The organism is Nocardia amamiensis NBRC 102102 (assembly GCF_001612745.1).
In the GTDB taxonomy this organism is placed as follows: Bacteria; Actinomycetota; Actinomycetes; order Mycobacteriales; family Mycobacteriaceae; genus Nocardia; species Nocardia amamiensis.
This window is the reverse complement of sequence record NZ_BDBA01000329.1, coordinates 1-5,607: the sequence shown is the minus strand read 5'-3', so window position 1 is coordinate 5,607 and position 5,607 is coordinate 1. Positions and strand designations below refer to the sequence as shown.

Here is a 5,607-nt window from a genome sequence, read left to right as displayed (position 1 = left end):
CCTTCCTGGATCGGGCGAACAGCAACCGCAGGGAAGCCCGTGGATGGAAAGCCAGTAGTTTCACCAGTGGCAGTGGGTCGAAGTACGAGCGCTCCTCGCGGAGGAGACCGTCCTCGAGGATGATTCGATCGACCACCTGCCACTCAAGAGGCCTCCCTCTGAGCGTGCCGCGCAGCGTGAGTTCGATCATGACACCATCGGTGGTCGTTCCCCAGCGGACAACCTCTCCATACAGGTCAGGTATCGCGCTGAACAGCGGGGAGAACAGTTGCCGCAGCACGTTGGGCCCATGCGCTGGTGCGGCCATGGGCTGAATGATGGTGGCAGCGGGATGCATACGTTGCCCGAAGTGGGAGAAGAAGCCCTCTTGGTCCTTGCCGCCCATGGCCCACCCCGTCGCAATGAAGTCTACGAACTCAGCTGCCGATGTCGTGCTCGAGTTGTCGGTGGTCATCCGGTCACCACACCCAACTGTGTCTGCAGGGACACTGCGTCCAGGTAGCTGTCCTTGCTCGCGACGCGGCCATCCTCGACGCTGATCACGTCGACGAGGTCGACCTCGAACTCAGCGCCAGTCTCGGCCGCAGTTCCGCTCATCCGCGATTCGACAACCCAGAATGCGTCTCCCGTTCGGAGGCAGACCGGTTCGAAATCGAGGTTGGGGAACTGGGCGAACATGTCAGCGAACGCCTGCCTGACCGCTGTCTTCCCGCGGGCGGGCTCCTGCCCGATATGGGCGTGAAACACGGTTTTCTCGGTGTGCAATGCCACGATCGCATCGGGATCGCGGCTCGCCCAGGCTTCGGTATAGCGCTGTATCAGGTCGTCCATGACGCTTCCTCTCAAGTACATACATTCCGTATGTATGTAACTCGCGTCGCGACGCCCTGTCAAGAGAGGGAGTCGACGTCGATGCAGCTCGTTGATGCAGCAGGGTCGCGAATCGCGGCAGATCGAATTGGCCTCACTACGGAAGGTCGCCCACAATCGCCAACGTCGGCAGGACGATCGTGTGGTTGATGGTGAGCGACCACGGCCAGTCGGATCCTTTCGCCGGTTCGAGATCCCGGCCAGTGGGCAATGACGGCAATGCCACTGCCTGATGCGCCCGCTCGGGCATGCCCTGTAGCCAGCGCCGCCACGTCACGCTGTCCCAGGTCCCCCGCTCCTTCGGCCAGAATCCGGGAGAGGCCGTGCGGGGAGAGCCGCTGCAAAGTCACGGTGCTGTGACTCGCAGCGATAGTTGGCCAGCTGGGGCGTGGCGCACCGGGCGCGTCGGGCTCGTCACTTCCGTCGCCTGTCGGCACTGGAAGGAGATCAATTTGCTTGCGTCGGTACTGGTGCTGCGACGACAATGAGGAGCATGCGCCCTGCTGTCGGTGCCGATTTGGTTCGGTGTGAGGAGTGTGACGGCTACGAATACAGCGGAGCACCCGACTGCCACCGATGCTGCACTCTGGTCGACGGCATCGTTGACGACGAGTGGAGGCGTTTCTTGGACGACTGGCAGGGCGAATCCGAACACGAAATCGCCCGCCTCGTAGTGGACGAACCCGACAGACATGACTGGCGCGTGGTCGACGCTGCTCTCGACAAGATCACATGCGGCGAGTGCGGCGAACGCCTCAGTCGTGGCCCGACGACCTGCTCCCCGTGCAATCTCGCTCACGGGTTTCGTTACGCCGCAGTTGAGACTGATCGCCCAGGAGTCCCACCTGGGAACGAGCACGCCGTTCGCGTCAACGTTTCGGTGGTGCGCCGACCGCAGATAACTTCTGCCCAGGAACTATTGGCCCGGCGCCTCCTCCTCCCAGCCCTGCTGGTCGGATTCCTCCCGACAACCGCTCAAGCCCAGCGTTTCAGCTCGATGATCAAGGCCAACCCGGCACCAGAACGGGTTGCAGGCTTAGTCTCTGTTTTAGCTTCGTGGCAACGGTAATGAACCGGTCCGACGCCTCGAAGCGCTGCGCTGACTGCGCAAACTGCATGATCCGATCGCCGTCGGCGCCGCCTCGTGAATCGACGCCAACGAGGATTCCGGCCAATACGCCCAAGTGATGAAAGAGCCGTTTACCGCTCCGAGTGGCCAACCATCCCTGCCCATCCTGGCCAAGCACCGATGAGCAAAATCACTGCTGCCAGTACCTTCGGCTGACCGAGGGTGGCCAACTATCGCTGCGAGTCTCAGGCGTGAGCAGCCTACCTACCGCCAGTACTGTTACGATTCCTGTTATGAAGTCTAATACCTCCCTGAGCTTGGACTCTGCTGTCCTGGAGCAGGCCAAGCAGGCCGCTGCCGCCGATGGGATGACCTTGTCCGCATGGGCGGAGTCCGCGCTGCGAGACAAAGTGATGCGCAACTCGGCCCGCATCGCTGCCAACTACGAACACAGCCATGGCCGCGCCACCGTGGAGTATTTCGCCGAGGCCGAGGCTGAGCGCGCGGCGATGAACGACGCCATCCGCGCCAGCGGCGCCACGTGGTGACCGCCGCCTCGCCCGCCCGCGGGGAGCTGTGGCGCTATCTACCGACGATCGCCGGCCGTGAGAAGCCCTCGGCGCTCAGCGGTGATCGGGTGCTGGTGGTGCAGCGCACCGGAATCAACTCGGTGCTGCCGACCGTGCTGGCGGTGCCGATCGAAGCCGCGCCCCGCATGCCCGGCTTGGCGGTAGAGCTGTCCGACGACGACCCGTTGTCCGGCTTGTCCGCAGTCGTCTACCGCATCACCCCGCTATATGTCCCCTGGTTCACCGAACGGCTCGGTATCGTGACGGAGCCAACCATGCGCCAAGTCGTTGGCGCGCTAGCTGGCTTGATCGCCGACTGACTGCTCAGTCGTCCAGTCTCTCTCGCAGTGCGCGGTTCTGGGGGTTCCCACAGGGCTAGCGCAACCTTCGATGCATGAGCCCTGCTCGCGTTGGTAGAAAAGCAGGATTCAGCAGTCCGCCTCGTTGGCCGCTCGCGTCGCGCGCACCATTCGCGCCCGGCATTCGCAGTGTGCGCGGCGGCGGCGCGCACGAGGCATGGGCCCGCTCGCGCGCACACATCCACGGCACGCTTCGCTTCAACTGTCGCTCTCGCGATTTGGGACTCGACTGGCTTCAGTCGCGCGTGCCTCGGCTCGGCAGCCGCGGGATCCGAACTTGCATCAAACATGGCGGGCGCGCCGCGCGGGCCGTCCAATTCGCGTACAAGCAGTACGCGCGCGCTCGACCGCTGTCGAGGTATTCATCGAGCGTCTGCCGCTGGCGGTCGATCGGTGTCAACGGCACGCCAATCCTGGATCGGGTGTAGCTCGTTTGCAGGGACGTGCTGAGCTGCGGAGATTCGGGCCGATCACTGTCGTGATGAGCAGTGGGTCGCCTATCGTCGGACAAGGACGATCCGACCGGCGGAGGCGGGGATGGTGTCGTGGCTGGATGAGCTGGTGCGGCGGGAGACCGTGGCCCGCGAACGCGCCGAGGAGCTGCGGCAACAGATCGCTGAGCTGACCGGACAACTCACCGACGCCGAACAGCTGATCTCCCGGCTGGCGATCACCAGGGAAATGATGCTCGATATCCTCGGCGCCACAGCGCAATCCATCGAACCGGCAATCGTGACAGCCGCCGGGAAACCGGTGGACACGCCGCCGGTCGGGGGTTCCCCGGTCGGGGTGATGCTGATCCCGCCGTGGTCGGCCACGATCACCGGATCGGTGTTGCCGCAGGACTATCAGGATCTCCTCGAGGTCCTGTCCGACGCCGAGCGCGGGCTGCGCGCCGGGCATGTCGCGGCCGCACTGGGCCTGGACCCGAACGCCTCGAAGGTCGAGGGGTTGCGGTCCAAGCTGAAACGCCTGGTAGCCCGCGGCTGGGTCACCGAGGACACACCCGGTATGTTCACCCTCGCCGACGGTGTCGATGTGGGCGAATAGCGTGTGCGTATAGCAGGATTGGCGGGCTCTCTCCGCTATTTTCGAAGGTGCGAATCAACCGAAAATCCTGCCGGAGAGAGCCCGTGGTGACACGCTATGCCACGCCGCGCGATGCTGACCCGTTTGCGGCGTCGAGAGCCTTGTTCGAATCACTGATCGGTGTGCTGGAGGAGGGTCCGGCCACCGGTATGACCCATACCGAGCTGGAGGATCTGCTCACCGACACCGGTCGTGAGCTGCTGCGCCGGCTCCTGCAGGACCACCTGGACCTGCGCGCGATACGCGAAGAACGCGAGCTGACCGAGCGACTGCACCGGGGCGAGCGGCCGGGCGGGCGCACTCGTCTCGAACGCGGACACCACCGGGCGCTGGCCACGGTCGTGGGAACCGTGACGGTGCACCGGGCCGCGCTGCGCGCGTCCGGGCAGGCGAACCTCTATCCCGCGGACGCTGCCCTGTCGCTACCCGCGGGGCGAGCCAGCCACGGAGTACGCAAACAGGCTGTGCTGGAAGCGGTCCGGTCCTCATACGACACCACCCGGGCCGCGATCGGTGCTCGTTGCGGACCGGTCGCCGGGAAACGGCAGCTCGAACACCTGGTTGCCGAGTCGGCGGTCGATATCGGTGCCTTCTACACCGCGCAGGTCCCGGCTCCGGCAGGCGCGGGCACGCTGCTGGTGCTGTCGGTCGACGCGAAAGGGATAGTGATGCGGCCCGACGCGCTGCGCGAGGCCACCCGCGCGGCGGCCACCCCGGTGTTCCGCACCAGGCTCGCCTCGGGTGAGAAACCGAACCGCAAGCGCATGGCCACCCCTGGCGGTGGTCTACGACGCCGACCCCGCGCCCAGGCGCGGCCACGACGTGATCGCTGTTCCCGGCGGCCCGCGTGGCGGTGACCGCACCCCGCGACCCGGCCCGCACGCGGTGAACAAGTGGCTGACCGGATCGGTCACCGCCGACCCGGCACAGGTCATCACGGCCGCGTTCGACCAAGCCCATGCCCGTGACCCCGCCCGAGCCCGGACCTGGGTCGTGCTCGTCGACGGCGCCTGGCATCAGATCGAGCTGATCGAGGCCGAAGCCGCCCGTCGCGGCATCGACATCGGTATCGTCGTCGACCTGATCCATTGCATCGAATACCTGTGGGGCGCGGCCCGATGCTTCCACGCTGTCGACGACCCGGCCACCGAGGACTGGGTCGCAGCTCGGGTGCTGGGGCTGCTCGCCGGTCGCGTTCACGCTGTCGCTGATGCGATCGAAACCCAAGCCACAGCAGCAGGATTGGAGGGCCAGGGGCGGCGCGGGGCAGATGACGCGGTCCGTTATCTCCGCGGCCATGCCGATTACCTGCGCTACGACACCGCGCTGGAGCGGGGCTGGCCGATCGCCACCGGAGTCGTCGAGGGCGCGGTACGTCACGTCATCGGTGACCGGCTCGACATCGGCGGCGCGCGTTGGGGTTTGGTCGGCGCCGAGGCTGTCCTGCTCCTGCGGGCATTGATCCAGAACGGGGACTTCCCCAGTTACTGGGTATTTCACCTCGCTCGTGAACACCAGCGTGTCCACCCTGGCGACCACCAGCTCGCCGCCTGATCAACAGTCACTGCAAAGGAGCCGCACCCTCCTGGATCTGGCACAGACTTCGTTTGCCCCGTGAGGCGCTGTGTTTCGAATTGAGGTTCCGACTTAG

General features: G+C 65.5%; 5 protein-coding genes and 1 pseudogene. 4 read left to right on the top strand and 2 right to left on the bottom strand.

The genetic code is table 11. The annotated features are described in order from the left end of the window. A partial coding sequence (locus NA4_RS37025; RefSeq protein WP_067480676.1) for a nuclear transport factor 2 family protein occupies nt 1-454 on the bottom strand: 454 nt, incomplete at its 3' end. Continuing rightward, entirely contained in the window at nt 451-831 is a 381-nt protein-coding gene (locus NA4_RS37020; protein ID WP_067480674.1) for a nuclear transport factor 2 family protein, read from the bottom strand. The genes NA4_RS37020 and NA4_RS37025, both read right to left, overlap by 4 nt. 1,401 nt (nt 832-2,232) lie before the next feature. Here NA4_RS37020 and NA4_RS37010 point away from each other — a divergent pair. From NA4_RS37010 to NA4_RS36995, 4 genes and pseudogenes are all read left to right on the top strand, one after another. Continuing rightward, complete coding sequence (locus NA4_RS37010; RefSeq protein ID WP_067480669.1) at nt 2,233-2,487, top strand: hypothetical protein; 255 nt, start codon at nt 2,233-2,235, stop codon at nt 2,485-2,487. After that, nucleotides 2,484-2,828, top strand: a complete 345-nt coding sequence (locus NA4_RS37005; RefSeq protein WP_157129536.1) for a hypothetical protein — start codon at nt 2,484-2,486, stop codon at nt 2,826-2,828. The genes NA4_RS37010 and NA4_RS37005 overlap by 4 nt, the downstream gene beginning before the upstream one ends. Before the next feature lie 576 nt (nt 2,829-3,404). Next, nucleotides 3,405-3,917 carry a hypothetical protein gene (locus tag NA4_RS37000; RefSeq protein ID WP_067480663.1) on the top strand — a complete coding sequence of 171 codons (513 nt, stop codon included), beginning with the start codon at nt 3,405-3,407 and terminating at the stop codon, nt 3,915-3,917. 86 nt (nt 3,918-4,003) lie between these two features. Beyond that, nucleotides 4,004-5,510 (top strand): annotated as a pseudogene (locus NA4_RS36995) (ISKra4 family transposase). Nucleotides 5,511-5,607: the final 97 nt, after the last annotated feature.